Below are 23,770 nucleotides of genomic sequence, written 5' to 3' on the forward strand. Positions count from 1 at the left end.
GGATAAGGCGTTTTAGAGCATGTCACCGCAAAGTGGAAACCATCTGCATGGGAAAACTGTGCAGCGGACCGATTTTTAGTCCTTCTACGGACCAACACCGTCTTGCTAATAAAGAAAAGTGGCGACCACGACGACCGATGGTTGTGATTGATCCCGGGAACCTACAACGTAGGTGGGTGCCATATGCGAAAGCCCACAGGCCTTCACAGGGACAGCTCCCTTAGAGATCAATAAGGCCCCGGGGATGCTGTAACACCTGTCGGGAAGCGCAGTACGCCGACAACCTATATAGGCCCTGTCAGAGGTGAGCGCCAGTAGCTACCTTGATATGAGCTATTATATTTTCGTTACGAAGAGCTTGGGCGCGGCGCAATGCGCGAGGCGACCTGTTCAAGCCGGGCGGCCACGTCCGAAAGCATGCCGGTAATAGCCGCATCGTTCTTGTCGGCACTGGTCAATGCCTCATCACGCGATCGGCGCAGAGTTTCAATCTCGGTCTCAAGACCTTTGATACGCTTCTGTGTTTCAGCAAGCTCGTCCATCACCATGATGCCAGCCATCACTGTCAGACGCAGATCACCAATTTCACCGAACGACGATTTGAGGTGGGTGACATACTGGTCGAAACGATCAGCAAGACCGGAGAGATGCTCCTCCTGCCCTTCGTCACAGGCCATGCGATAAGCTTTGCCGTCGATTGTAACGGTAACAGTCGCCATGCTTATTCCCCTATCGATCCAGAACGGCGCGGATGGTCTCCATAGCCGTCACAAGACGACGCGAGACTTCGCGATTTGCGGCTTCCAGCCGTTCCGCACGCGCCTCGGACTGATCGAGTTCCTGAGCAAGACGGCTGCGGTCAGCGTTCATGCGCTGCACCTCTTCCTCGGCTTCGGCGAAATCGCCTTCCTTGTCCAGCCGCAAGTCCACCGCTTGTTCAAGCGTGTTGAGTGCCTTTTCCAGCCGTTCTAGGACTTGCCTGAGGGTTGTTTCGGGTGCCATCCATATCCTTTCCAATGCCAGATCACAGACATCGAATCGCGCCTGCCGGACGGGCATCTTTGAAAAGACTGTAATAATCGACCGCCCGATAAGCAACAAATGACGAGCCAGACTGGCTGTTCATGCACCGTTATCAGCGCAAAAAAGGCTTTTCGGTGATGAATAGCCCATAAATTGCCAGTATTAACAGTGCGGTCGCGGACTGTTTATCGTCGAAAAGCCATCGTTTTGTTGACTCCTCGGGCGCAGGTGCTATGTGTCCCAAAGCCTTCTGTAGCGCGAGCATCTGAAGAATTTAATCGGTTTAAAGAGATTAAATCGTTTAGTATAAGGAGTTCGTGCTTCAGTCCCCAGGCATCGCCGCAACCCCGTTAAAACCTCTATGGAAAGACGGCCGAGACCATGACGAATTCCGATAAACAAAACCAGTTGGCCAACGCTATCCGCTTTCTCTCGATTGATGCGGTTGAGAAAGCCAATTCCGGCCATCCCGGCCTGCCTATGGGCGCAGCCGACATTGCGACAACGCTCTATACGCGTTTCCTGTCCCACGACCCGCAGAATCCACATTGGCCAGATCGCGACCGCTTCGTGCTGTCAGCAGGTCACGGCTCGATGCTTCTTTATTCGCTGCTCTTCCTCTCGGGCTACGAAGATATCACCATCGACGAAATCAAGAATTTCCGTCAGCTGGGTTCACGCACCGCAGGTCACCCGGAATATGGTCATGCCGCAGGCATCGAAACCACGACCGGTCCACTTGGTCAGGGCATTGCCAACGCTGTCGGCATGGCACTGTCCGAGCGCATCCTGAACGCACAGTTCGGCGATAGCCTTGTTGACCATTACACCTATGTGATTGCCGGTGACGGCTGCCTCATGGAAGGCATCAGCCAGGAAGCCATCGCGCTTGCCGGTCATCTGAAGCTTAACAAGCTCATCGTCTTCTGGGATGACAACAGCATCACCATTGATGGTGCCGTTTCCCTTTCCGATAACACCGACCAGCCTGCACGTTTCGCCGCTTCTGGCTGGAACACGCTTGCTGTTGACGGCCATGATCAGGATGCGATCGCCAAGGCCATTGAACTTGCCAGAGTTTCGGAAAAGCCAACGCTCATCGCATGCAAGACCACTATTGGTTTCGGTTCGCCAAACAAGGCTGGAACCAACAAGGTCCACGGTTCGCCGCTCGGTGCAGAAGAAGTCGCTGCAACCCGTAAGGCACTGGGCTGGTCGGCAGAGCCTTTCGTGGTTCCTGCTGAGGTTCTCGACGCATGGCGCGTTGCTGGCCTGAACTCTGCCAAGAAGCGTCTGGAATGGGAAAAGCGTCTGGCGAATGTTGATGCTGAAACCCGCGCTGAGTTTGAACGCCGCATGCGTGGCGATCTGCCAGCAAACTTCGATGAAACCATCATCGAATACAAAAAGAAGCTTTCCGCTGAAAAGCCGAAGGTCGCAACCCGCAAATCGTCGGAAATGGCTCTGGAAGTCATCAATGGCGTTGTGCCTGAAACCATCGGCGGCTCTGCCGACCTGACTGGTTCCAACAACACCAAGACCAGCCAGACCAAAGCTGTTACGCCCGAAAACTACGGTGGCCGTTATATCCACTATGGTATCCGCGAACACGGCATGGCTGCTGCGATGAATGGTATGACGCTGCATGGCGGCCTCATTCCTTACTCCGGCACCTTCCTGACCTTCTCGGATTATTGCCGTCCGGCAATGCGACTGTCATCGCTGATGGGCATCCGCGTCGTCTATGTCATGACCCATGATTCCATTGGTCTTGGCGAAGATGGCCCGACCCACCAGCCGGTTGAACATCTGGCTGTTCTGCGCGCAATTCCAAACCACAACGTCTTCCGTCCGGCAGACGCGGTGGAAGCAGCAGAATGCTGGCAGCTCGCGCTGAAGTCGACCAAGACACCTTCAACGCTGGCTCTGACCCGTCAGAACCTGCCAGTCGTGCGCACCGAACATCGCGAAGAAAACCTCTCCGGATTTGGCGCTTACGAACTTGCCGCAGCAAGCAACGACGCCAAGGTCACGATCTTCGCAACCGGTTCGGAAGTGGAAATCGCACTCAAGGCTCGCGACCTTCTTGAAGGCAAGGGCATTGCAACCCGCGTTGTGTCCGTTCCTTGCTTTGAGCTGTTTGAAGAACAGAGCGATGCATACAAGCAGGCAACGCTTGGAAATGCGCCAGTCAAGATTGCTATCGAAGCAGCGCTCGGCCTCGGCTGGGAACGCTTCATCGGCGACAACGGTGTGTTCATCGGCATGAAGGGCTTCGGCGCTTCGGGTGAGATCAACGATCTTTACAAGCATTTCGGCATCACAGCAGAGGCTGCTGTCGAAGCTGCGGAAAAGAAACTCAACGCCGCCGCATAATTATCAAACGCCGGCGTTAAACACGCCGGCGTTTACGTTTCCAGTGAAGCTGTTCCCAAACGCCTTCAACTGTTTTATCAAGCCACTGCATATGCAGAACCCTTTCGGGAGAATTAGAGAAAATGGCAGTTCGCGTCGCAATCAACGGTTTTGGCCGCATCGGCCGTAATGTCCTCCGCGCTATCGTCGAGTCGGGCCGCACCGACATTCAGGTCGTTGCGATCAATGATCTCGGCCCAGTCGAAACGAATGCGCATCTGCTGCGCTATGACAGCGTTCACGGTCGTTTTCCAAAAGAAGTAAAAGTCGTTGGCGACACCATCGACGTTGGCTACGGCCCGATCAAGGTACACGCTGTCCGCAACCCGGCTGAACTACCGTGGAAAGAAGAAGGCGTCGATATCGCCCTGGAATGCACCGGCATTTTCACGTCACGCGACAAGGCTGCTCTTCACCTTGAAGCAGGCGCCAAGCGCGTCATCGTTTCGGCACCTGCCGACGGCGCTGACCTGACTGTCGTTTACGGTGTAAACCATGACAAGCTGACGAAGGACCATCTGGTCATTTCCAACGCTTCGTGCACCACCAACTGCCTTGCGCCAGTGGCTCAGGTTCTCAATGATGCCATCGGCATTGAAAAGGGCTTCATGACCACGATCCATTCCTACACGGGCGACCAGCCAACGCTGGACACCATGCATAAGGATCTCTACCGCGCACGCGCAGCAGCCCTTTCCATGATCCCGACCTCAACGGGTGCTGCAAAGGCTGTTGGTCTGGTTCTGCCAGAACTGAAAGGCAAGCTCGACGGCGTTGCAATCCGCGTTCCAACCCCGAATGTCTCGGTCGTTGACCTGACTTTCGTTGCCAAGCGCACGACCACTGTTGAAGAAATCAACAATGCGATCCGTGAAGCTGCCAATGGTCGCCTCAAGGGTATTCTCGGTTACACCGATGAACCGCTCGTATCGCACGACTTCAACCATGATTCGCATTCGTCGATCTTCCACACCGACCAGACCAAGGTCATGGACGGCACGATGGTACGCATCCTGTCGTGGTACGACAATGAATGGGGCTTCTCGAGCCGCATGAGCGACACCGCCGTCGCTTTCGGCAAGCTGATCTAAGCAGAAGCCCAATGTTTCGCTCCCTTCTCCCCACCGTTGCGCGCTGGCGTTCGCTGGAAGGAGAAGGGCTCGAACATCTCAGCATTGCGCCCGCCGGTAACACTATCAACGCCAACAGCGTGATTATCGGCGAGCGTGGCAGCGTTCCTTATGGCGTACATTACAATATTTCTTGCACCAGCGACTGGCGCGTCCTCCACTTCCTCATCGAAACAACATCTGGCTTAAGGCTCGAACTCAAATCCGATGGAGATGGGCACTGGACCACGATGGCCGGAGCCGCACTGCCCGAGTTTGACGGTTGCATGGACATTGATCTGGCAGGAACACCATTTACGAATACACTGCCAATCCGCCGTCTCGGCCTGACGCCTCAAAGCGGAACTGTGCAGCTGGATATGCTTTACGTACCGTTTAACAGTTTTTGCCCCTTGCGGGACAGCCAGCGCTATACCTGTCTTCAGGATGGCAAGCTTTACCGTTACGCTGCGGCTGATCGTTCTTTCACCGCCGAACTGCCCGTAGATCAAGACGGGCTTGTCACCGATTACCCAACCCTGTTCCAGCGATTGCCTGTCTGAGCGATAGTCGCTCACAGACTGCTGGAAAAAGCCCCGGGAGAATTCTCATGAGTTTCCGCACCCTTGATGATGCCGACGTTAAATCCAAGCGCGTTCTGGTTCGTGTTGACCTCAACGTGCCGATGGCTAACGGAGAGGTAACTGACCTCACCCGTATCGAACGTATTGTCCCAACGATTACAGAATTGTCGAAGAAGGGCGCCAAAGTCATCCTGCTCGCCCATTTCGGTCGTCCAAAAGGCGTTGCTTCTGACGAAAACTCGCTGAAACATATCGTCAAGCCGCTCGCCAAAGTGCTTGGTCACGGCGTACATTTCGCTGAGGACAGCATCGGTGATAAGGCAAAAGCTGCAATCGATGCGCTGAAAGATGGCGACGTTCTGCTTCTTGAGAACACCCGCTTCCATAAGGGCGAAGAAAAGAACGATCCGGAATTCGTCGCAGCACTTGCTGCCAATGGCGACATCTACGTCAATGACGCATTCTCGGCTGCACACCGCGCGCATGCTTCGACTGAAGGACTCGCGCATGTATTACCAGCCTATGCTGGCCGCGGGATGCAGGCAGAACTTGAAGCGCTGGAAAAAGGCCTCGGTCAGCCAGCGCGTCCGGTTGTTGCCATCGTCGGCGGTGCAAAGGTCTCGACAAAGCTCGACCTGCTATCGAACTTGATTGAAAAGGTCGATGCGCTGGTGATCGGCGGCGGCATGGCCAATACGTTCCTTGCAGCACAAGGCCACAATGTCGGCAAATCGCTTTGCGAACACGACCTCGCTCACACTGCGCGCGAGATCATGGCCAAGGCTGAAAAGACCAAATGCGCCATCATCCTGCCCGTCGATGCGGTTGTTGGCTGGCACTTTGCTGCCGATACGCCAAACCAGACCTATGGTGTTGATGGTGTACCAAGCGATGGCATGATTCTGGATGCCGGCGCATTGTCCACCGACCTGATCGCCTCGGCCATCGATGATGCAGCAACGCTCGTCTGGAATGGCCCACTCGGTGCATTCGAATTGCGTCCGTTTGATACGGCAACCGTCAAGACGGCAAAGCATGTCGCCGCCCGTACCAAGGCAGGCAAGCTGGTTTCTGTTGGCGGCGGCGGCGATACCGTGGCAGCTCTCAACCATGCAGGCGTGGCCGACGACTTCACCTATATCTCAACCGCTGGCGGCGCCTTCCTGGAGTGGATGGAAGGCAAGCCCCTCCCTGGCGTTGATGTGCTGAAGAAGTAACAAAAGAAAGGCCCCGGATTTCCGGGGCCTTTCTTTTTATGACTTAGGCGTCAGCTTCAGCAACCGGCCCGGATTATCATCCTCGATAACCCAGATCGCCCCGTCAGGACCAACAGCCACATCACGGATACGATTTTCCATCGCAAACCGTTCGGCCTCGTTCGGTTGGCCGTCGCTGTTGATCGTCACACGGATCAGCGCCATGGATGACAGGCCTGCAATCAACGCAGAACCATTCCAGTCGGCAAACATCTTGCCCTTATAAAAGGCCAGCCCGCCCGGCGAAATTACCGGCGTCCAGAACAAGGGCGGAGCTTCGAATTCTGGTCGTGTGCTGTGCCTGGGGATCGGCCTGCCGCTATAGTTGTCACCATTGGAAACAATCGGCCAGCCGTAATTGAGGCCCGGCTTGATGAGATTAAACTCGTCGCCGCCGCGCGGTCCCATCTCATGTTCCCACAATTTGCCATCGGGTGCGAAGGCAAGACCATAGGGATTACGATGACCAGTGGTCCATGTCAGTGCTTTGACACCACCTTCTGAAGCCTTCGGATTGTCCTCTGGCACCGCCCCGTCAAGCTTCATACGCAGGATCTTGCCCATCGGCGCATTATCATCCTGAGCAGTAGCGGGCGACATTCGATCGCCGACCGACAGGAACAGATGCTTTTTGTCAGGTGCAAACGCAATCTTGCCGCCCGGCTGGCCACCCTTGGCGGGCGTACCCTGTTTCCAGATCGGCCTCAGCTCCTTGAGTTCGGCTTTGCCTTTGCTCTCAGACAGAACAGCACGTGCAAGCACGAGGCTTCCACCGCCATGCTCAGGAGTAACATAGGTGAAATAGATCGCTTTGCTCTTGGCGAAATCTGGCGCTGGAACAACATCCAGAAGACCGTTTTGTCCACTGAAAAGTACCTCCGGAACGCTCGAAACTTCAGTCTTCTCGCCCTTCTCGGTCACGACAAAAATCTTGCCGCCCTTCTCGGTGAGGATCAGTTTGCCGCCCGGCAGAAATGCTATCGCCCATGGTGTATCGAACTCTGCTACCGCCGCGACATTAAAAGGCAGCTCAGTGGTCGCTTCCCTGCTTCCAGCATTGATGCTTTCTGCAAACGCAGTTTGAGCCGGAAGGGCGAACATCGATGCAGCCAGAATGAATGGCAGGCTTAGTAGGGCACTTCGCATCTCTCCTCCTTATGATTGATACCCTTTAGATGGGATTCTCAGACGTCATGTCAAAACCTAATGACGATGAAATCTTCAATTAGGTGAACCGAATCTGGAATATTCACTTTGCACCCGAAATAGAGCAGACTTCTGACAACTCGTAAGAAAACTTGCTTCACCTAAATCGTTTGAAAAAATTTCAATCGTTTCAACAACTTGTGTCGCCATTTTGTTGGCCTAAGTCTTCTGCTATCGACAATGAATATGTGCCTTGAGAGCGGCTGAGGCTTCTCGCCCAGCTTCCCATAATTGGCCCCAAAAGGGCTTGAAGGAGCTTACACATGACCGAACGTCTCGAAGATATTGCAATTGCGCTGGTCGCAAACGGCAAAGGAATTCTCGCTGCGGATGAAAGCTCCGGCACCATTGCGAAGCGCTTTGAAGGCATCGGCCTCGCCTCGACCGAGGATTCACGCCGTGATTATCGCGAGATGCTTTTCCGTTCCGACGACGCAATGAAGAACTATATTTCAGGCGTCATTCTCTATGATGAAACGATCCGTCAGAAGGCCAGGGATGGCACTCCACTGGTCGATATCATCCGCAAGGCAGGGTCCATTCCCGGTATCAAAGTCGATGCAGGCGCAAAACCCCTTGCAGGCTTTGACGGCGAAACCATCACCGAAGGCCTCGACGGACTGCGTGAACGCCTCAAGGAATATTACGGATTTGGTGCACGGTTTGCAAAATGGCGCGCCGTCATTTCAATCTCTGATGATCTTCCGACATGGGGTGCCGTCAAGCAGAACGCACAGGCGCTCGCGCGCTATGCTGCCCTCTGTCAGGAAGCAGGCATCGTGCCGATCGTCGAACCGGAAGTCCTGATGGATGGCCAGCCCGGAGACCACACTATCGACCGCTGCTATGAAGTAACTGAATGGGTGCTAAAGACCGTCTTCACAGAGCTCTACGACGCCCGCGTGAAACTTGAGGGTATGATCCTTAAGCCGAACATGATCATCGATGGCAAGAAGGTCCGCAAAGCTTCGGTGGAAGAAGTTGCAGAAAAGACAGTTCGCTGCTTCCGTCACACAGTTCCTTCGGCTGTTCCCGGCATTGCCTTCCTGTCTGGCGGACAGACCGGCGAAGAAGCAACAGCGCATTTATCTGCAATGAATGCCGGCTTCGACATGCCATGGAAAATGACCTTCTCCTACGGCCGTGCGTTGCAGGCAGCGTCACTGGAAGCATGGGGAGGCAAGGACGAGAACGTCGCCGCAGGCCAACGCGCCTTTGCACATCGTGCCAAGATGAACGGCTTGGCTGCAACTGGCGGCTGGAAAAAAGACCTCGAAAAGGCAGCCTGATTAAATACTGAATAATAGAAGGCCCGGTTCACCACCGGGCCTTCTATTTGAATCAAGCTCCGCGAATTGCGTCGAGTTGTTTGAGGGCGTTACGATTTCGCGCCGCATCCGCTAATTCAAGACTGACAACCCGACGACCAATTGGCCACAAGGAAATGGCTGCAAGCTTGAATGATTGAAGGCCAAACGGAATTCCTATGATTGTCAGGCAGTTGAATATGCCCGCAAAGATATAGCCAAAGAAGAGTACAATCCCGAACGTGCACGCCCAGAGGACATTAAAAATGAACCCGATCGTGCCTGTTGCAGCAGTGGTGGCGGAAAGCTCCCTACCATCCAGCTCCCGCACATGAACCACTGTCTTTCCAAAGGGAAAGGCTGACATCTTGGCCATCTCAAGTGCTGATCGGGTAAGGGGCAAACCCACAATGGACACTGCGAAAATTACCGCTCCCAATAACCATATCAACGCCAGGACGGCGCCGCCAAACACAAACCAGATCACATTGCCGACAAACCGCATTTTACTATCCCCGCTCTAAAGGCTGTCTCATGAACTGGTGCTATGCCAAATAAAACTGCGCACAACAATTCCCCAAAACGGGGTCAAAATTATTAGGCTATAATTGAGATCATACGTCACGAAGATGAAAGCCCACGACCACAGCCATTGCAAAGATCGCCACAACCGCAATCTTCCAGAAATCGCCGCGTCGCTTCATGCCCGGCAAGCCCAATGGCTTGATAATGTGCAGGCCCATAAGTGCCAGAAGCAGCACCGGCAGGATTTTGGTCACGAAACACCTCTCATCCTTCCTTGTGGCCCAGCCATTGATATCCCGCAAGTGGTCCCGGCAATCGCAATCAATTTATGCGTTGCTGCCGATACACTTATTCATCTTAAGTTTCATGGACGAGACTCTGATCATCGGCATACACTGCCCAATGGAGGAGATGAAAGGCGCATGGAGGAGACGAGGCCAAACGGGCCAGTCTGGCGCTTTCATCCGGCATGTTATCGCGACGCTTTATAGACCATCAGGTCATGCAAAGCGCGTGCTTCTGGGAGGAACGCATGACTTCAAGATACGCTGAAACCTATGCCGCCTGGCAAAATGATCCTGAAGGTTTCTGGGCTGATGCGGCCAAAGCCATCGACTGGTTCAAGCCATGGGATCAGGTTCTCGCATGCGATGAAGGTGTCTATGGTCGGTGGTTCAAAGGAGCCGAATGCAACACCTGTTATAATGCTCTCGACCGCCATGTCGCCAATGGGCGCGGCGATCAGATAGCGCTTATCTATGATAGTCCTGTTACAAATTCAGCCCGCAAATATACCTATCGCGAGTTGCTTGAAGAAGTCGAAGCGCTATCGGCCGTGATGCTCGATAACGGTGTTACGAAAGGCGACCGCATCCTCATTTATATGCCGATGGTGCCGGAAGCAGCGATTGCCATGCTGGCCTGTGCCCGTATCGGAGCCGTGCACTCGGTGGTGTTTGGCGGCTTTGCAGCGCATGAGCTCGCAACCCGTATTGATGATGCCAAGCCGGTGATGATTGTTGCTGGTTCATGCGGCATCGAGCCGACCCGCGTAGTGCCTTATCAGGCCATGCTCGACAAGGCGATCGCAAGTGCGCGCCACAAGGTTGAACATTGCATCATCCTCCAGCGTGAGCAGCATCTGCACAATCTCATTGAAGACCGCGATATCGATTATCGGTCCGCAGTGGACGCAGCGCGTGGCCGCCCGGTGCCCTGCACGCCTCTCGCAGCCACTGATCCGCTTTATGTGCTTTATACATCCGGAACTACAGGCGAACCCAAAGGCGTAGTGCGTGACAATGGCGGGCATATGGTGGCACTGGCATGGTCGCTGAAACATGTGTTCGGCGTTGAGCCGGGACAGGTGTTCTGGGCGGCATCTGATGTCGGCTGGGTCGTCGGCCACTCCTATATCGTCTATGCGCCGTTGATTGCAGGTGCGACCAGCATCCTCTTTGAAGGCAAGCCTGTCGGCACACCTGATGCTGGCACGTACTGGCGCATCATCGCCGAACATGGCGTTGAAGTCATGTTCACCGCTCCCACGGCGTTACGCGCAATCAAGAAGGAAGATGCCGACGGCACTTTCGTGCGGCACTACGATCTTTCCAAATTCCGTGCCCTTTACCTTGCAGGCGAACGTGCTGATCCCGACACGATCCACTGGGCGGAAAATCTGTTGGGCTGTCCAGTGATTGATCATTGGTGGCAAACGGAAAGTGGCTGGCCGATGGTGGCCAATCCCCTTGGTCTTGGACTGCTTGAAACCAAATACGGCTCACCTGCTGTCTGTCTGCCGGGCTATGATATTCGCGTGCTCGATGATGCGGGACATGAGGTCGAACGCGGCCAGCTTGGCAACATCCTGATCAGGTTGCCATTGCCACCTGGTTGCCTGCCAACCTTGTGGAACGCCGATGATCGTTTCCGAAAAGCCTATCTTGAAGAGTTTCCCGGCTACTACAAAACCGCTGATGCTGGCTATATGGATGAGGATGGCTATCTCTACATCATGAGCCGCACCGACGACATTATCAATGTCGCTGGCCATCGTCTTTCAACCGGCGCCATGGAAGAAGTTCTTTCCAGCCATCCTGATGTTGCCGAATGTGCGGTGCTCGGCATTTCCGATCCGGTCAAGGGTCAGGTGCCTTGCGGTTTCCTCGTGCTGAAATCCAAAATCGACCGCGATACGCACGAAGTCGAAAAAGAATGCGTCAGCATGATTCGCGATGTCATCGGCCCTATTGCAGCTTTCCGACTGGCTTTGACTGTTAAGCGTCTGCCAAAGACGCGTTCGGGAAAGATACTGCGTTCAACGATCCAGAAAATCGCGGATGGTGAAGAGTGGAAAATGCCTGCCACTATCGATGACCCGGCAATTCTGGATGAAATCAGTGCGGCGTTACGTGAGCGGCATATCGGCCTGGCTTTTGCCTGAGCTTTTTTACCGCACATCTTGTCCGCAAACCGATTCTCGCTTTTCGGGATGCGCTTCCAACTCTTGACCGGCGAAAGCCGCCGGTCCACTCTCCTGCAAAATTCGGAGATTGATTGATGCAGTTAGAAGGCAAGGTGGCAATCATTACAGGTGCCGCCCGCGGTATTGGTTATGCCATTGCAAAACGTTTCCTCATGGACGGAGCGAGCGTCGTCTTGTCCGATGTTGATGGAGCTGGTGCTGCAAAGGCAGCCAAGGATCTGGAGCAATATGGCAAGGTTCTCGCCATTGCCTGCGATGTGGGAGACAAGCTCGATATCCATAATCTGCTGACCTATGCCACGACCAATCTTGGTGAGATTGATATTCTCGTCAACAATGCCGGCATTGTACATCAGGCAGAGTTTCTTGATCTTAAGGAAGAGGATTTCGACCGCGTGATGCGCGTCAATCTGAAAGGTGCTTTCCTCTGCGGCCAGGCGGTTGCCAAACGCATGGTTGCCCGCGTCGAAGCCGGGGGCGATGCAGGCAGCATAATCAATATGTCGTCGATCAATGCGATATTCGGTTTACCTGAACAGCTTGCCTATTCTGTTTCAAAAGGTGGCATGAACCAACTGACACGCACGATGGCCGTGGCGCTGGCCAAATGGGGGATTCGGGTCAATGCAATTGGTCCAGGCTCCGTCGAAACGGATATGCTGTCGGCAGTAAACAACGATGCCGAAGCCCGCAAAAAGATTCTGGAACGCACACCGCTCGGGCGAATCGGTCAACCCTCTGAAATCGCAGCAATTGCATCGTTTCTGGCTTCGCGTGATTCGAGCTATGTCACTGGCCAGACGATCTATGCTGATGGTGGCCGCCTGCCGCTCAGCTATACCGCCGCACCACGATTCAAGCCCTGATAAAGGAATTGCTGCGGCTGATATCAGGATGATAAGAATGCGATCCCTCCTGACAGATAGCTGTCAGGAGCCCTGTGTCATAGTATCTTTCCAGAGAAGAGGGATTCACCATGGCACTCGCAATCGCACCACTGCTCGCAGTTCTGAAAGAATATATGCGCAAGCAGGACGAACGTCGACGCTTCATCCGCACACAACGCGTGCTCGACAATCTGCCGCGTGACCTGCGCAAGGATATGGGCTGGCCAGATCGTTACCTGGAACAGCGCAAAGCCAAACAATATAACGGAGAATGAACCCGGAATGCGCCGCGCAGACCGCCTTTTCCAGATTGTTCAGCACCTGCGTGGTGGCAGGCTTGTCACCGCGCGTCAGCTTGCCGAACGGCTTGAAGTGTCCGAACGGACAATCTATCGCGACATAGCTGACCTGCAATCGACGGGTGTGCCCATCGATGGCGAAGCAGGCGTTGGCTATATTTTGCGTCAGGGTTTTGAACTACCGCCACTTATGTTCACGCGTGATGAAATCGTGGCACTCGTCGCCGGTGCGCGCCTGATCCGTGCCTGGGGCGGTGTTTCCATGGCACGTGGCGCAGAAGAAGCACTGGTAAAAATCGAAGCTGTTCTGCCCAAGGAAGAACGCGCCCGCATCACCAGCACGCAAATTCATGCGCCTTCGGCCAGCATCAGTGTAAGCGAACGCCGCATCATTGACGCCGTCGAACGTGCCGTGGATGAAGGCACAGTACTCAATATCCGCTATCGTGACCTCGAAGCGAAAGAAAGCGAACGTGACATTCGTCCGCTTGGCCTGTGGTTCTGGGGTAAGGTTTGGACGGTGATTGGCTGGTGTGAATTGCGCAATGCATTTCGCACGTTCCGCACAGATCGCATAATCGCCGCTGGCAATGCCGGACGCACATTCCGTTCTGAACGCGGCAAGACACTTGCCGATTTCTATCGCCTCATGGAATTGAGCGAATACAATGCGTTCAAGGATTAAAAAAACCCGCCGGATTGGCGGGTTTTTCATATTCCGTCGAAGAAAACTTATTCTTCGTCTTCGTCAGTGTTCGAACCCTTCAGCGAAGAGAGCTTTGCGAATACCTTGTCCGCATCCAGCTCTTCCTCTTCAGGTGCCTCATCACGATAATCGAAGTTTTCGGTCGCAGATGCTGGCAGCAGCGTGCTGTCAGATTCCTGTACCGGACGATTGCGTGAAGCGCGTTCGACTTCAAGGTCGAGATCGATCTGTGTGCAAAGGCCGAGCGTCACAGGATCCATCGCCGTCAGATTGGCCGAATTCCAGTGGCTGCGGTTGCGAATCTGTTCGATCGTCGACTTGGTCGTACCGATCAAACGCGAAACCTGTGCATCTTTGAGTTCAGGATGGTTACGTACCAGCCAGAGAATCGCATTCGGGCGGTCCTGACGCTTGGAAAGCGGCGTGTAACGTGGTCCCTTGCGCTTGGCTTCTGGTACGCGCACCTTCGGTTCGGAAAGCTTCAAACGGTGATACTGATCCTTCTCACCCTTGGCAATTTCTTCGCGCGAAATCTGGCCGGTGATAACTGGATCAAGCCCCTTGATGCCCTGCGACGCTTCACCGTCAGCAATTGCCTTCACCTCAAGCGGGTGCAGCTTGCAGAAAGCAGCAATCTGATCAAAAGACAAAGCCGTATTATCGACGAGCCAGACGGCCGTTGCCTTCGGCATAAGAAGCTGGGTGGCCATTAGATATAATCCTTCTGTTCGTCCGCTCCGGTGGCGCGGGACGTGGGAAAAACCACAAATTCCGGGAAATCACGGCCTATATATATTTTTTTTGACCATAGAGCAAGAAAGCGCTTCCACCCCATCCCCTATTCTCTATCGGGTGCTAAAATGCGTCTCGGGCATCATGCAACATCAAGGACGATTTTGCCGATATGCTGGCCACCTTCCATCCGGTCATGCGCCCGCCATGCGTCTTTGAGCGGGAAAATCATATCCATGACCGGGGAGACGCGGCGTTCCGCCAGAAGCGGCCAGACTTTTGCCTCAAGTTCCCGCGCGATGTCTGCTTTGAAATTCACAGGCCGGGGACGCAATGTCGATCCTGTATGGGTGAGACGCTTTGTCATCAGCAATGCGAAATTTGCAGTCGCCTTGGCGCCATTCAGAAACGCAATCTGCACAATGCGCCCGTCCTCTGCAGCCGCCTTGTAGTTGCGGTCGACATAATCGCCGCCCACCATATCAAGAATGACATTGGCCCCTTTGCCATTGGTCGCGTCTTTCACCGCTGTTACGAAATCCTCGTCACGATAATTCACAGCTCTGTCCGCACCAAGCTTCAGGCAGGCTTCGCACTTGTCGGCTGAACCAGCCGTTACAATCACATTGGCACCAAACGCTTTGCCAAGCTGAATAGCTGTCGTGCCAATGCCCGATGAGCCGCCATGGATCAGCAATGTCTCACCTTCCTTCAAGCCACCACGCTCAAACACATTATGCCAGACCGTGAAAAAGGTTTCGGGGATAGCGGCGGCTTCAATATAGCCATAGCCTGAAGGGAGCGGCAGTGCGTTGGTCTCGTGTACGACCGCATATTCGGCATAGCCACCACCAGCAAGCAGCGCCACAACCTGATCGCCGATCTTGTAGCGCGCAACACCTTCACCAAGCGCAACGATATCCCCGGCAATCTCAAGCCCCGGAATATCGGATGCACCCGCCGGTGGCGCATAATGTCCCTGACGCTGAAGAACGTCAGGGCGGTTGACGCCCGCCGCACGTATCCGCACCAGCACCTCCCCTGCTTTTGGCTCAGGCACCGAACGCTGGATCAGGCGCAACATATGCGCGCCACCCGGGCCTGCAATTTCGATTGCTGTCATCTGGGAAGGCAATTCGGCCATCATGATCAAACTCCTGTTCAAATCGCCCATAGCGCCGATCAGGCCGCAATGGGTTACCCTTTATGCGTCACAGAAATGCCTCACGTCGAGTGCAGCGCATAGAGCATTTCCAGTAAAAGTGCGAAGCGGTTTTGCGTGGGATAATGCGCGGAAACAAATAGATAGATCGGTTTCAGCGATTCCGCCTTAATTGGAAGCGCTCTTGTGTTAGGGAAATCCTCATCGATTTCTTGAAATATATATGCGAAGATTCAAGGTGTTAAATCTTTTCTGCCCTTTTAGTTCCGTCATAGACTCCGGAGGAAGGCCATGAGCGGTATCGAAGAAGATGCAAGCAAACCGCGCGACAGTGTGGTTCTGAGTGAAAATGAGCTGTCTCTGCTTTCGGTCATCGAGATCGACCAGCGCATCACTTTGCTACAATCCGAAATTGAGCGACTGAAAACTGAAAGGCATAAAAAAGGCGACAGCCGTGCTGCCGCCGAAGCGCTTTTCCGCTGAGAAATCGTCTCAGCCTGATCATCAACGATAGAGCGAAGTCGTGCATCATGCGACTTCATAAAATCCCGGGAACGTGATCTTGCGTATTTACATTCAGGTTCTGGCGCTACTGTGTGGCACAGCCTTTCTTCTAATGGCCTCCGGTCTCCACGGTCTGCTGCTGCCCTTGCGCGGCGGCCTCGAAGGCTTCTCCGTTGCATCTCTTGGTTTGCTGGGCACCACCTGGGCGGGCGGCTTTGTCGCGGGCTGCGTATTTGCTCCTCGTCTCGTGCGACGCGTAGGGCACGTACGTGCCTTTGGCTGTTTCGCAGCCTCGGCAGCCATCATCGCACTTCTGTCCGGCATCTATATTGATGCGATATCATGGATTGTTTTGCGCACTTTCACCGGCTTCTCTATGGCTGGCGCATTCATGGTGATCGAAAGCTGGCTTAACGAGCGCGCCACCAATGAATCGCGTGGCAAGATTTTCGGCCTCTATATGATGGTCAACTATGGGGCCACAATGAGTGGTCAGATGATGGTGGCAAACGGTGATATCCGCAGCGATCATCTGTTCATGATCACCGGCATTCTTTTCTGTCTGGCACTGATTCCCACTGCCATGTCTACGGCTGTTAGTCCAAAACCGCTAACCGAGGTCCAGCTTGATCTCAAAGCACTTTACCGCAATTCACCTGCCGCTTTCGTCGGCTGTATCCTGATCGGCATTGCAAATGGTGCTTGGGGTACGCTTGGAGCCGTCTTTGGTGCAAAATCCGGCATTTCAACGCCAGAAATCGCATTGATGGTCAGTGTTACCATCGCTGCTGGCGCTTTGATGCAAATCCCGGTCGGACGCATTTCGGATCTCATTGACCGGCGCTATGTTCTGGCTGGGGTCGCTTCGCTTGCAGCACTCGTCGGACTTATGGCCTTCATCATCGGCCCGTCAAACGGCAAGGTCATTATCATCATGACAGGCTGCTATGGCGCGCTTGCCTACGCACTTTATCCTGTCGCCGTTGCCCATGCGAATGACCATGCTTCGTCCGAAAGCTTTGTGAAAGTATCCAGCGGCCTGCTGCTGCTTTATGGTTTTGGCACCATGCTTGGGCCATTGCTGGCGGCAGCCGCAATGGACATTTTCTGGCCATCCGGCCTCTTCGCCATAACTGCTCTCGCCCACATCTCGATCACCGGCTATGCATTGTTCCGTTCTCGCAGACGCGCTTCAGTACCAAAAGCCGAAAAAGAACAGTTCAAAAGCATGCCATCAGTCAAAAGTGCGACACCTGAAGGCATGAACCTCGACCCAAGAGCGGAAACCGAAAACTGAAGCCGAACTCCCAAAAGTGGGAACCGGTTTTGAAAGTCATGCGTAAAAAAAGCAGATGAAACAAGTTTGACGGATACCCAACACAAAAAGCAGCGAATGATCGCTGCTTTTCAAAGCGCTGTTAAATTGATCTAATATTTGGTGTGTGATGCTCGGCGGCTGACGCACAGCCGCCAACATCTTCAACAGTACCATCCTATTGGCCGTCACCAATGGCGATTGCGTACTGCTCATGAAACTTCCGGATTTCAAAACGAACGCCGAAAGCGACGAGTTTTGGGCACATTCGAAAGCGTAAAATGGCTTTCGGCAGATATGTGATGATCCAAAACGTAAGGTGCCGATCTCATTCAGTCAGATCGAGGTGCACCCCTATGACGGGCTATTTTAATGTCGAGTGACTTGGATTCTCAGTTTCTCGATCTGCTCCTTGAGCACGAGCTTTTTGCGCTTGAGGGATGCTACGTGAAGATTGTCCATTGCCGGTGACGCCATGGCATCGGAAATTTCCTGCTCCAGAGCGCCGTGCTTTTTTTCGAGCGTGGCAAGATGGGACTCGATAGCCATCATCATTTCTCCTTTGATTGATTTCCCAAAGGACGAAGCCGTGCGTGAAGTACCTGCCAACCGCCAAGCTTCATCCGCTCACACTGCGCAAATACCCAAAATACTCCTGTTTTTTCGGGCCAGTTACGCAGTCCCGACTGTCATGAACCGCAGCTCGTTGACAGCCGCCCATGACAGAACCATGACACTTTGGCATGAGTGAGGTCGAAAGTCGAATTTGTCGTGGTAGCATTTTCCAATCACGAAAAATGTGATAAGGGCTTCTCTCGAAACGGGTCTGTGCCGCGCTGGGCCGCGCTGGTACGGCCCGTAATCTTATTCTGAACAATACGGGGCAAACCGCATGTCCGATCAGGAACAGGCCGAAATCAGATTGGCCGTCGCACGTCTGAAACAGGAACACGCGGATTTCGATGCAGCCATCAATGCCATGATGACAGTCGGCTGTGATCAATTGCGTATCCAGCGCATGAAAAAGAAAAAACTCGCCATCAAAGACAAGCTTCAGGACATGGAAGATCATGTCATTCCTGACATCATCGCCTGACCGTCAGATAACAAAGAGTTTTTAGCCGGGGTCCGCCCGGCTTTGTTTTTACTACACCAACGACCAAACTATGGAAGCGGAGCAGGAAGGATCAATGAGCGTGAGTGCAGACGTCGCCATCATAATGGGTAGCCAGTCCGATTGGGAAACCATGCGCCATGCAGCAGACACACTGGAGGCTCTCGGAATTTCCTTTGACGCCCGTATCGTCTCTGCACATCGCACGCCAGATCGCCTCGTCGCTTTCGCAAAAGGCGCGAAGGCCGAAGGTTTCAAGGTGGTGATAGCTGGTGCAGGTGGTGCAGCCCACCTTCCAGGCATGGCTGCAGCCATGACATCTCTACCGGTTTTCGGCGTCCCCGTACAATCCAAAGCTCTTTCAGGGCAAGACTCGCTTTTATCGATCGTCCAGATGCCAGCAGGCATTCCCGTCGGCACTCTGGCTATTGGCCGTGCTGGCGCAGTGAATGCAGCCCTTCTCTCCGCAGCCGTTCTCGCACTTTATGACGATGCGCTCGCAGCACGTCTGGATGAATGGCGCACAGCGCAGACTGAAAGCGTTGCAGAACGCCCGTCCGACGAGGTCTGATATGGCAAATTCAGCACTTGAAACCGGTCTGAAAGCCGGATCGACAATAGGCATTATAGGCGGCGGTCAGCTCGGACGTATGCTTGCCATGGCAGCTGCACGTCTCGGATATGAAACCGTTGTTCTGGAGCCACAGGCGGATTGCCCGGCAGCACAAGTGGCAAATCGCCAGATTGTAGCCGCCTATGATGATCCAGCCGCGCTCGCAGAGCTTGCAGCGGTTTCTGACGTCATTACATATGAATTTGAGAATGTGCCGGTCAGGGCCGCAGACAAGCTTGCCGAAACAGCGCTCGTCCTGCCACCACCTGCAGCGCTTGAAATCTCGCAGGATCGCTTTACCGAAAAGCAGTTCCTCAATGAAAGCGACATCGAAACCGCTCCATGGCGTCTGGTTGATGATCAAGAATCACTGATCGCAGCTCTTGGTGCACTTGGCGAACGTGGCATCCTGAAAACTCGTCGTCTGGGTTATGATGGCAAGGGACAAGTTCGCCTGACCTCGCTCAACGAAGGCGAAGCCCGCACTGCACTTGAAACGATCAAGCACGCGCCTGCGATCCTTGAAGGCTTTATTGCCTTTGAACGTGAGGTTTCGGTCATTGCAGCCCGCGACCGTCGGGGGAATGTTGCGATTTTCGATATCGCCGAAAATGTCCACAAGGACGGCATTCTTGCAACCTCCAGCGTTCCGGCAGCCATCTCATCAAAGACCGCAGAGGCAGCCAGCAAGGCCGCCGAGAAGCTTTTGCATGCTCTCGACTACGTCGGTGTACTCGGCCTCGAATTCTTCGTTCTCGCGGACGGCACCCTGCTTGCCAATGAGTTTGCGCCACGCGTGCATAATTCCGGTCACTGGACAGAGGCCGCTTGCGCCATTTCTCAATTTGAGCAGCACATTCGCGCAGTCACAGGCCTTCCGCTTGGTGATACGGTTCGCCATTCAGACTGCGTGATGGAGAATCTGATCGGCGATGATGTTGAGCAGGTGCCAGCGATTCTCGCAGAATCAAATGCGGTGCTGCATCTCTACGGCAAAAAGGAAGCTCACCCGGGCCGCAAAATGGGTCATGTGACCCGCATAAAGCCCCGCGCAAGCTAAGCATTACAGAGGAATCCATCAGATTCCCCTGTTAACAGGCCCCTGCGGCAAGATTTTCCGAACAGAGCTTCGTGAATCTGCCGCGCGGGAGTTGACATTTGGCTGGAATATTGTGTATTTCGGCCAACCCTTCGGGCAGGAATACTGCCTGTAACCAATTGGCGCCTTGGGCGCCTGTTTTTATGCAGCCCGGCGGCATGTCCTGTCGATGGGCCAACCAAGACCGGTGATTGACATGAAGATCAAGAATTCGCTCAAGGCGCTCAAGGCTCGTCATCGTGACTGCCAGCTCGTTCGCCGCAAAGGCCGCGTTTACATCATCAATAAGACTGCTCCGCGCTTCAAGGCTCGTCAGGGCTAATCTTATTTTTGATTTTGCATTTGACGTTTCGCTACGCATGGTAAAGATTATGCGTATGCGGAACGTTTTTGCACATCTGGGTCACATATCACTTCTATCAGCTTTCGGTGCGGCCTTGCTTGTTGCAAGCCCTGCCCTCTCTGATACAGAGCCGTCGCTCACAGCTCCTATCCTGCCTGTTCAGGTAGGCAGTGACAGCGCACAAAAGCCACAGCAGGACAAGTCCGCTCCGGTTGCAGTGCAAACGCCTGAAGAGCGCCTCGACAAGCTTTTTGCTGATCTCAAGCGCACATCCGACGAGACAAAAGCGCGCCGCATCACCGTTCAGATCAATCAGATCTGGTCGCAATCAGGCAGCGCTACAGTAGATCTTCTCGTGCAATGGGCGAGTAGCGCCATGCTTGAAAAGCGCTACACCTCAGCACTCGACTTCCTGAATGAAGCCATCGCAATCGATCCGGACTATGCTGAGGCATGGAACCGTCGCGCGACTGTCTATTACCTGCGTAACGACTATGCCCACGCCATGTACGACATCAATCGTACGTTGGAGCTTGAACCGCGCCATTATGGTGCGCTCACCGGCATGGCCGAGATTCTGCGCGCACGCGGCCTGAAAGAACAGGCAATGCGTGCCTATGAACAGGCGCTGCAGATCAATCCAATGATGCGTGACGCGCAGAAGAGTTTCTTCGACCTCACCGAAGAACTGAGCGACACCCGTACCTGATTCCTTTTGCAAGACGCTCTCCATCTCTTGATCCTTCGCCAAGCACAGGATGAGAGGGACGCCTTCATTTACAAATAAAAACGCGCCCCGAAAGGAGCGCGTTTTTATTTGTATTGATGAAGAGTACCCAAACTGGTTGGAATTCGGGATTATGGTGAGCCGAAAATGATGAGGTTTGAGACCCGGAGCGGAATGTACTTAGAGCATAATCCGACCGGAGTGAAACGAGGATCGATAAGATTATGCTTCAAGTTAAAGGCTTTAGAGCGCCGATCTGATCAATTCAGATCGGCGCTCTAAAATACGTGAGCACCGGAAGCGCAAAACCACGCCATTTGCAGGCCACCAGAAACCGAATGTCGCCAGTTTAAATCGCTGATTGTCCGTCAGCGCCAATATAGGCGATGCGCAGCAGGTTCGTTGCGCCAGGCGTTCCGAATGGTACGCCTGCAGTAATGATCAGACGATCTCCGGCTTTGCCAAACTCTTCCTTGAATGCGATCTGGCAAGCATGATCAACCATATCTTCCAGATCATGCGCATCCTCTGTGACCACGCAATGCAGACCCCAGACGACCGAAAGACGGCGTGCAGTATCGACAACCGGCGAAAGCGCGATGATCGGCGTGCGCGGACGCTCGCGAGCAGCACGAAGACCGGTTGTGCCGGAAGCCGTATAGGTCACGATCGCCGACAGGTTCAGCGTTTCTGCAATCTGACGAGCAGCGAGCGAAATCGCGTCAGCACCGGTTGGTTCAGGGATCGCACGCTGCGCATCGAGAATGCCTGGATAGGTTGGCTCGCGCTCAACCTTTTCAGCGATACGATTCATCGTTGCAACAGCTTCGACCGGATACTGGCCAGACGCGGATTCTGCCGAAAGCATGACAGCATCGGCGCCTTCAAAAACAGCGGTCGCGACGTCTGATACTTCAGCGCGGGTCGGCACCGGTGCTGTGATCATTGATTCGAGCATCTGTGTTGCAACCACAACCGGCTTACCAGCGCGGCGGGCCTTGCGGATCATCTGCTTTTGAATACCCGGAACACTTTCAAGCGGCATTTCAACGCCAAGATCACCACGAGCGACCATGATCGCATCAGAGAGCTCAATGATCTCATCGAGACGTGTCACAGCCTGCGGTTTTTCGATCTTTGACATCAAACCGACTTTGCCGCCGGAAATCTTGCGCGCTTCGATCAGATCTTCCGGGCGCTGGATGAACGACAGGGCAACCCAGTCGATTTCTTCCTTGAGCACGGCGTCAAAATCCTTGTAGTCTTTTTCCGTCAGCGCACCGACACCCAGCGTGGTATCTGGCAGGCTCACGCCCTTGCGATCAGAAATGCTTGTGCCAGCGACAACCTTACAGCGGATCGACTTACCGTCAGATGCTTCGGCAATCAGTTCCAGCTTGCCGTCGTCGATCAACAGACGATGACCTGGCTCTACAGCTTCCAGAATTTCCGGATGCGGAAGATAGACGCGGGTTTCGTCGCCTGGTTCTTCATTGTTATCGAGCGTGAAGGTCTGACCTGCGACGAGCGCAACCTTGGTATTCCTGAACTTGCCAACGCGCAGCTTAGGACCCTGAAGATCAGCCAGAATTCCGATAGGACGGCCAAGTTCTTTTTCTACATTACGGATGCGCTGAACAAGCGTGCGCATCGTGTCATGATCGGCATGGCTCATGTTAATACGGAAGACGTCTGCTCCGGCTTCAAAAAGCTGACGGATGACAGATTCTTCGCCGGACGCCGGGCCGAGTGTGGCGAGAATCTTGACCTTGCGGTTGCGCTTCATTGATTATTAGTTCCTGTAACTGTGGAGTTTTCTAGCGGCGTTTCGTCGGTAAGCTGTACCATCCAGCTCGATTGTTCCCCGGTATCGTATTCCTGGAAGCCATTGCGCTGGAAACCCCGCGCAAAGCAATCCTGAACACCCGTGATACGGAATTCCTTTTCCGCCACGCACATGTTCAATTTACCATCCCATCGACTACTGGTCTGGGAGTCTTCGGCATAGAGATAGTAATAGCGTGACGAGAGCGGACCTTCGAGCAGCGTCTTGCAGGTCGAACCGTCAATATGCCACCAGCCCTCAGTCACCCATCCTGTCTTGGCTCTATAGCCAATGGCGACACCAACCAGGTTCTGGGTTGAGTTACACACTCGAAAATCAGCACGCGCTTCCAAAGATGTCATCCCCAGAGTACCGATAAGCACGCTGGAGAACAAACCTAAGAAAAGTGGAAGTCGCATTCGCCGAACTCCTTCAGCCCGCAATCGCTTTTGTCTCACGCAAGGAAATCCTCTTTCGATCGCTCTCTTTTCGGCAGTTTCGCCTTTGATGTCAACGCAATCCCGGAGAGAACAA

General features: G+C 54.0%; 26 protein-coding genes and 1 other RNA gene. 16 read left to right on the plus strand and 11 right to left on the minus strand.

The genetic code is table 11. The annotated features are described in order from the left end of the window. Nucleotides 1-119: 119 nt before the first annotated feature. The 3 genes from ssrS to CEV32_RS16430 all read right to left on the minus strand — a co-directional run bounded on the left by ssrS (nt 120) and on the right by CEV32_RS16430 (nt 1,002). Nucleotides 120-278, minus strand: a non-coding RNA gene (gene ssrS, locus CEV32_RS16420) — 6S RNA. A 69-nt stretch (nt 279-347) separates the two neighbouring features. After that, entirely contained in the window at nt 348-719 is a 372-nt protein-coding gene (locus CEV32_RS16425; protein ID WP_024895737.1) for a cell division protein ZapA, read from the minus strand. Between the two features lie 10 nt (nt 720-729). Further along, entirely contained in the window at nt 730-1,002 is a 273-nt protein-coding gene (locus CEV32_RS16430) for a DUF4164 domain-containing protein (RefSeq protein ID WP_010661399.1), read from the minus strand. Nucleotides 1,003-1,404: 402 nt separating this feature from the next. On the opposite strand from CEV32_RS16430, the gene tkt reads away from it, so the two are divergent. From tkt to CEV32_RS16450, 4 genes are all read left to right on the plus strand, one after another. Beyond that, nucleotides 1,405-3,399 carry a transketolase gene (gene tkt / locus CEV32_RS16435; protein WP_094578198.1) on the plus strand — a complete coding sequence of 665 codons (1,995 nt, stop codon included), beginning with the start codon at nt 1,405-1,407 and terminating at the stop codon, nt 3,397-3,399. A 122-nt stretch (nt 3,400-3,521) separates the two neighbouring features. Beyond that, nucleotides 3,522-4,529 (plus strand): type I glyceraldehyde-3-phosphate dehydrogenase, encoded by a 1,008-nt coding sequence (gene gap / locus CEV32_RS16440; RefSeq protein ID WP_094578199.1) that lies wholly within the window; start codon nt 3,522-3,524, stop codon nt 4,527-4,529. Nucleotides 4,530-4,540: 11 nt separating this feature from the next. Beyond that, entirely contained in the window at nt 4,541-5,110 is a 570-nt protein-coding gene (locus tag CEV32_RS16445) for a putative glycolipid-binding domain-containing protein (RefSeq protein ID WP_094578200.1), read from the plus strand. Between the two features lie 47 nt (nt 5,111-5,157). Further along, on the plus strand, nt 5,158-6,348 hold the full coding sequence (locus tag CEV32_RS16450) for a phosphoglycerate kinase (RefSeq protein WP_094578201.1): 1,191 nt from the start codon (nt 5,158-5,160) through the stop codon (nt 6,346-6,348). A 36-nt stretch (nt 6,349-6,384) separates the two neighbouring features. Here CEV32_RS16450 and CEV32_RS16455 read toward each other — a convergent pair whose 3' ends face one another. Beyond that, nucleotides 6,385-7,533: a PQQ-dependent sugar dehydrogenase gene (locus tag CEV32_RS16455; RefSeq protein ID WP_094578202.1), complete on the minus strand. Its 1,149-nt coding sequence runs from the start codon at nt 7,531-7,533 to the stop codon at nt 6,385-6,387. Nucleotides 7,534-7,856: 323 nt separating this feature from the next. On the opposite strand from CEV32_RS16455, the gene CEV32_RS16460 reads away from it, so the two are divergent. Beyond that, the gene (locus CEV32_RS16460; protein ID WP_094578203.1) at nt 7,857-8,882 is read left to right on the plus strand and encodes a class I fructose-bisphosphate aldolase; all 1,026 of its coding nucleotides are present in this window, start codon (nt 7,857-7,859) and stop codon (nt 8,880-8,882) included. A 52-nt stretch (nt 8,883-8,934) separates the two neighbouring features. On the opposite strand, the gene CEV32_RS16465 is transcribed toward CEV32_RS16460, so the two are convergent. Both CEV32_RS16465 and CEV32_RS23745 read right to left on the minus strand, forming a co-directional pair. After that, complete coding sequence (locus CEV32_RS16465) at nt 8,935-9,405, minus strand: YccF family protein (RefSeq protein ID WP_094578204.1); 471 nt, start codon at nt 9,403-9,405, stop codon at nt 8,935-8,937. A gap of 109 nt (nt 9,406-9,514) precedes the next feature. Further along, nucleotides 9,515-9,679, minus strand: coding sequence for a hypothetical protein (locus CEV32_RS23745; protein ID WP_167382820.1), 165 nt, complete (start codon nt 9,677-9,679; stop codon nt 9,515-9,517). Nucleotides 9,680-9,957: 278 nt separating this feature from the next. Between CEV32_RS23745 and CEV32_RS16470 the strand changes: the two genes are divergently transcribed. The 4 genes from CEV32_RS16470 to CEV32_RS16485 all read left to right on the plus strand — a co-directional run bounded on the left by CEV32_RS16470 (nt 9,958) and on the right by CEV32_RS16485 (nt 13,781). Next, the gene (locus CEV32_RS16470) at nt 9,958-11,868 is read left to right on the plus strand and encodes a propionyl-CoA synthetase (RefSeq protein WP_094578205.1); all 1,911 of its coding nucleotides are present in this window, start codon (nt 9,958-9,960) and stop codon (nt 11,866-11,868) included. A gap of 116 nt (nt 11,869-11,984) precedes the next feature. After that, entirely contained in the window at nt 11,985-12,776 is a 792-nt protein-coding gene (locus CEV32_RS16475; RefSeq protein ID WP_094578206.1) for an SDR family NAD(P)-dependent oxidoreductase, read from the plus strand. Between the two features lie 110 nt (nt 12,777-12,886). Then, nucleotides 12,887-13,072, plus strand: coding sequence for a hypothetical protein (locus CEV32_RS16480; RefSeq protein WP_094578207.1), 186 nt, complete (start codon nt 12,887-12,889; stop codon nt 13,070-13,072). 7 nt (nt 13,073-13,079) lie between these two features. Further along, complete coding sequence (locus CEV32_RS16485; protein ID WP_094578208.1) at nt 13,080-13,781, plus strand: helix-turn-helix transcriptional regulator; 702 nt, start codon at nt 13,080-13,082, stop codon at nt 13,779-13,781. 47 nt (nt 13,782-13,828) lie between these two features. On the opposite strand, the gene CEV32_RS16490 is transcribed toward CEV32_RS16485, so the two are convergent. Together CEV32_RS16490 and CEV32_RS16495 are read right to left on the minus strand one after the other, a co-directional pair. Continuing rightward, entirely contained in the window at nt 13,829-14,512 is a 684-nt protein-coding gene (locus CEV32_RS16490) for a DUF1013 domain-containing protein (protein ID WP_094578209.1), read from the minus strand. Between the two features lie 164 nt (nt 14,513-14,676). Further along, nucleotides 14,677-15,681, minus strand: a complete 1,005-nt coding sequence (locus CEV32_RS16495; RefSeq protein WP_094578210.1) for an NAD(P)H-quinone oxidoreductase — start codon at nt 15,679-15,681, stop codon at nt 14,677-14,679. A 306-nt stretch (nt 15,682-15,987) separates the two neighbouring features. Between CEV32_RS16495 and CEV32_RS16500 the strand changes: the two genes are divergently transcribed. Beyond that, nucleotides 15,988-16,179 (plus strand): DUF1192 domain-containing protein, encoded by a 192-nt coding sequence (locus CEV32_RS16500; RefSeq protein WP_094578211.1) that lies wholly within the window; start codon nt 15,988-15,990, stop codon nt 16,177-16,179. Between the two features lie 79 nt (nt 16,180-16,258). Then, nucleotides 16,259-17,497, plus strand: a complete 1,239-nt coding sequence (locus CEV32_RS16505) for an MFS transporter (protein ID WP_094578212.1) — start codon at nt 16,259-16,261, stop codon at nt 17,495-17,497. A gap of 387 nt (nt 17,498-17,884) precedes the next feature. Here the strand turns inward: CEV32_RS16505 and CEV32_RS16510 are convergent, their stop codons facing one another. After that, nucleotides 17,885-18,067 (minus strand): YdcH family protein, encoded by a 183-nt coding sequence (locus CEV32_RS16510; RefSeq protein ID WP_208620866.1) that lies wholly within the window; start codon nt 18,065-18,067, stop codon nt 17,885-17,887. A gap of 340 nt (nt 18,068-18,407) precedes the next feature. On the opposite strand from CEV32_RS16510, the gene CEV32_RS16515 reads away from it, so the two are divergent. The 5 genes from CEV32_RS16515 (at nt 18,408) to CEV32_RS16535 (ending at nt 21,393) form a co-directional block, all read left to right on the plus strand. Next, nucleotides 18,408-18,611 carry a YdcH family protein gene (locus CEV32_RS16515; protein WP_094578213.1) on the plus strand — a complete coding sequence of 68 codons (204 nt, stop codon included), beginning with the start codon at nt 18,408-18,410 and terminating at the stop codon, nt 18,609-18,611. A 100-nt stretch (nt 18,612-18,711) separates the two neighbouring features. Beyond that, nucleotides 18,712-19,200 carry a 5-(carboxyamino)imidazole ribonucleotide mutase gene (purE, locus tag CEV32_RS16520; RefSeq protein ID WP_208620867.1) on the plus strand — a complete coding sequence of 163 codons (489 nt, stop codon included), beginning with the start codon at nt 18,712-18,714 and terminating at the stop codon, nt 19,198-19,200. A 1-nt stretch (nt 19,201) separates the two neighbouring features. Next, complete coding sequence (locus CEV32_RS16525; RefSeq protein ID WP_094578215.1) at nt 19,202-20,302, plus strand: 5-(carboxyamino)imidazole ribonucleotide synthase; 1,101 nt, start codon at nt 19,202-19,204, stop codon at nt 20,300-20,302. Nucleotides 20,303-20,537: 235 nt separating this feature from the next. Next, complete coding sequence (gene ykgO / locus CEV32_RS16530; RefSeq protein ID WP_002967908.1) at nt 20,538-20,663, plus strand: type B 50S ribosomal protein L36; 126 nt, start codon at nt 20,538-20,540, stop codon at nt 20,661-20,663. Between the two features lie 49 nt (nt 20,664-20,712). Next, entirely contained in the window at nt 20,713-21,393 is a 681-nt protein-coding gene (locus CEV32_RS16535; RefSeq protein WP_374883186.1) for a tetratricopeptide repeat protein, read from the plus strand. A gap of 367 nt (nt 21,394-21,760) precedes the next feature. Here the strand turns inward: CEV32_RS16535 and pyk are convergent, their stop codons facing one another. Together pyk and CEV32_RS16545 are read right to left on the minus strand one after the other, a co-directional pair. Then, a complete protein-coding gene (gene pyk / locus CEV32_RS16540) occupies nt 21,761-23,197 on the minus strand; it encodes a pyruvate kinase (RefSeq protein ID WP_094578217.1) in 1,437 nt (478 codons plus the stop codon). Beyond that, a complete protein-coding gene (locus CEV32_RS16545) occupies nt 23,194-23,655 on the minus strand; it encodes a DUF1036 domain-containing protein (RefSeq protein WP_094578218.1) in 462 nt (153 codons plus the stop codon). Before CEV32_RS16545 ends, pyk begins: the two co-directional genes overlap by 4 nt. Nucleotides 23,656-23,770: the final 115 nt, after the last annotated feature.

The organism is Brucella rhizosphaerae, from assembly GCF_002252475.1.
GTDB classification, from domain to species: Bacteria; Pseudomonadota; Alphaproteobacteria; order Rhizobiales; family Rhizobiaceae; genus Brucella; species Brucella rhizosphaerae.